This is a genomic window from Actinocorallia lasiicapitis, assembly GCF_054778695.1.
Genome location: NZ_BAAGZI010000556.1, coordinates 1 through 2872, shown reverse-complemented (window position 1 = coordinate 2872; position 2872 = coordinate 1). Strand labels below are relative to the sequence as shown.

The 2872-nt window shown below is 72.1% G+C and carries 4 protein-coding genes; 3 read left to right on the top strand and 1 reads right to left on the bottom strand.

The window, feature by feature from the left end:
• Positions 1-798 (top strand): hypothetical protein (locus tag ACYVE7_RS32040; RefSeq protein ID WP_460370064.1); only part of this gene is annotated, 798 nt, incomplete at its 5' end.
• Between the two features lie 9 nt (positions 799-807).
• Here ACYVE7_RS32040 and ACYVE7_RS32035 read toward each other — a convergent pair.
• On the bottom strand, positions 808-1833 hold the full coding sequence (locus ACYVE7_RS32035) for a phosphotransferase family protein (RefSeq protein WP_460370062.1): 1026 nt from the start codon (positions 1831-1833) through the stop codon (positions 808-810).
• Positions 1834-2128: 295 nt separating this feature from the next.
• On the opposite strand from ACYVE7_RS32035, the gene ACYVE7_RS32030 reads away from it, so the two are divergent.
• Both ACYVE7_RS32030 and ACYVE7_RS32025 read left to right on the top strand, forming a co-directional pair.
• Positions 2129-2635, top strand: a complete 507-nt coding sequence (locus tag ACYVE7_RS32030) for a hypothetical protein (protein WP_460370060.1) — start codon at positions 2129-2131, stop codon at positions 2633-2635.
• 43 nt (positions 2636-2678) lie between these two features.
• The coding region (locus ACYVE7_RS32025) for a DUF2510 domain-containing protein (RefSeq protein WP_460370058.1) at positions 2679-2872 on the top strand (194 nt) is incomplete at its 3' end.

Genomic DNA, 2872 nt, shown 5'->3' with positions numbered 1-2872 from the left:
GGCGGCGACGTCCGGACCACCGGCGGCCACCGGCGGGCCGCCGGAGTGCCCGCACCCGGCATCGCGGCGACCGTCACCATGACCGACGAGGAGTTCCTGCGGTCCGGCGGACGGGTCAGGGCGCGGCGCGCGTCCGGGATCCCCGTCAGCGAGGAGGACCAGAAGCGGCTGCCCGCGTTCCTCGTCCCGCTCATCGGCGTCGGCTGTGTCGCGGCGATCGCGGGCGGGCTGTTCGTGTGGCTGCCGGGCGGCGGCAGCGACAAGGCGGCCGACCCGCAGGACAACGTCAGCGTCCAGCCGTCCGGCGAGGCCGACGCGGGGTCCGGGGGCGGGGAGGAAGCCTCCACGACGAAGAAGAAGCCCAAGCAGCCCGCGGGCGGATCGGCCACGCCGTCAAGGGCGCCTTCGAGCACTCCGTCCGCCGCGGCCTCCGCGTCACCGTCGGCGAGCGCCTCGGCCGCGTCGACCCCCTCCACCAAGCCCAAGCCGGGAACCCTCCGGGTCTCCGGCTGCGACGTCCTCATCGAGGTCGGCTCGACCCGCTGCACGCTCCTGCTGACGGCCTCCGGCGGCGACGTCGCCTGGAAGGCCACACCGGGCGCGCACCTGTCCGTCGGCAAACGCTCAGGGACCCTCACGGCAGGACGATCGGTCTCCGTCACGGTCACGGTCACCCGGAGCAGCTGCGACGGCGAAGCCACCTCGACGGTCGTCCTCTCCCCCGGCGGCAGCCGCACGATCCGCTGGGAGTGCGAAACCGAGATCCCGATCGACGAGAACCCGGGCGACACCGGCTGAGCCGGGCGGTCAGCCGAGGATGCGGTGGGCGCGGTCGACCAGGATGGGGACGGCCGCGCCGAGCTCCTCGAAGCCGTCGCCCACCGTGGCGTGCTGGAGGAAGCGGGCGTGGATGCCTTCCAGGACGACGGCGAGCTTGAAGCAGCCGAACGCCGTGTAGTAGTCGATGCCCGACAGATCGAACCCGGTGAGCCGCGCGTAGGTCTCGGCGAACTCGGCGCGGCTGGGGAAACCGGGCGCCGCGGTGACGGTCGAGCCGACGGGCAGCGGCTCGTCCTGCGGCTCCGTCCAGTAGACGAGGGTGAGACCGAGATCGGCCAGCGGATCGCCGAGTGTGGACATCTCCCAGTCGACGACGGCCGCGATCGCCGGTTCCGGCGCGAGCCGGACGAGCGCGTTGTCCAGCCGGAAGTCGCCGTGGACGAGCCCCATGCGCGGATTTTCCGGAAGCCCCGCGGCCAGCCGTTCGACGAGCCGGTCGTAGGCGGGCAGGTCCCGCGTCTTCGACCGCTCCCACTGCTGGCCCCACCGCTTGAGCTGCCGCGCCATATAGCCCTCGGGACGGCCGAAGTCGGCTAGCCCCGCCTTCTCGACATCCAGCAGATGGATGGCCGCGAGCGCCTCGGCGAGCCGATCGGAGAGCGCGGCGGCCTGCTCCGGCGGGACGTCGACGGCGTCCTCTACGGTCCGGATGATCCGCCCGTCGACCCATTCCATGACGTAGAACGGCGCGCCCAGCACGTCGGTGTCGCCGCAGAGCGCGAGCGGCCGCGGCACCGGCACGCTCCCCTCGCCGACGAGCCCGCTGAGCACCCGGTGCTCCCGCACCATGTCATGGGCGGTGGGGAGCACATGGCCGAGCGGCGGACGGCGCAGCGCGACCGGCCCGCCCTCCAGCTCGATCCGGTAGGTCAGGTTGGACCGTCCGCCCGCGATGAGCTCCGCCCCGGTCACGGCGCCGAGCGACGGCAGTGACGAAGCGAACCACTGGGACAGCCGGGAGTGGTCGAGACCGGGGACGGGTGCGAGGCTCATGCGCCCAGATTAGAACGACACTCGGTTGATGACTGCGCCCGAGGCCCTGTGTAAGGAAGTTTCAACTCGGGTAGGCATAGCTGGACTAATCCCGACAAGTGGGTTACGAACTAAGGACTAGACCAATCCAGGGTGTTTTTCACCCGATTGGGGGGAACTGACCGTGGCCGACGCCTGGCTTCCGGGGGCAGGACGACTACTGGCAAGCAGGGATGGGGGAGGCATGAAAGGCGGCGCGCCACGCGCCGTATGGTGCACGAGCGAGAGTGATCCGCAGCTGGTCTCGGCACGGTCCGTGGCCCAGACCCTGGATTCCACACCGGTCCACCTCGTCTGGAACCCGGTCAGGGGCGAGCTGGTCCAGCTCCTGCCCGCGACGCGGGCCGGCGGGCTGATCGGCGCGGAGGTGAGCCGCGAGGGCAGGGCCTGCGTCCAGATCATGGTCGTCGGGTTCGCGCGGCAGCCCTTCACCCACGGGCAGCTCAAGGACCTGGAGACCGTCATGTCGTGGCTGGACGCCTGGGGGGTGGCGCGCCGCTGGCCCGCCGGACCACCCCTGGACGTCCCCCAGGCCTACCAGGCGCGCCGCGACCGCAGAACCTGGGCTCGAGGCGGGCATTTCGGGCAGTCGCAGGTTCCCGGCGGGCAGGGCCCTGCCCCCGGCGGGATCGACATCCGCAAACTCACCGGACCCGAGACCCCCGTCGCCGACATCCCGCGGCCCCGCACCAACGGCGAGACCAACGGCGTCGCGTCCGCGCGCTGGTCTCCGCTGCACCTGGAGGCCGCCGGCGGGATCTGATCCTTATCCGATTCGTAATCGTCCTGCCCTAAGGTCAGGGGCCATGACAGGGCAGACTCCCCCCGGCTGGTACCCCGACCCCCAAGGCACGCCGGGGCTCCAACGATGGTGGGACGGCGGCCAGTGGACGGCCGGCACCCAGACCGCCCCGTCCGCGGCCTCCACCCCCGACCCGTGGCAGCCGCCCGCACAGCCGTCGACGCCGCAGCCCTGGGCGCCCGTGCAGATCGTCGGAGC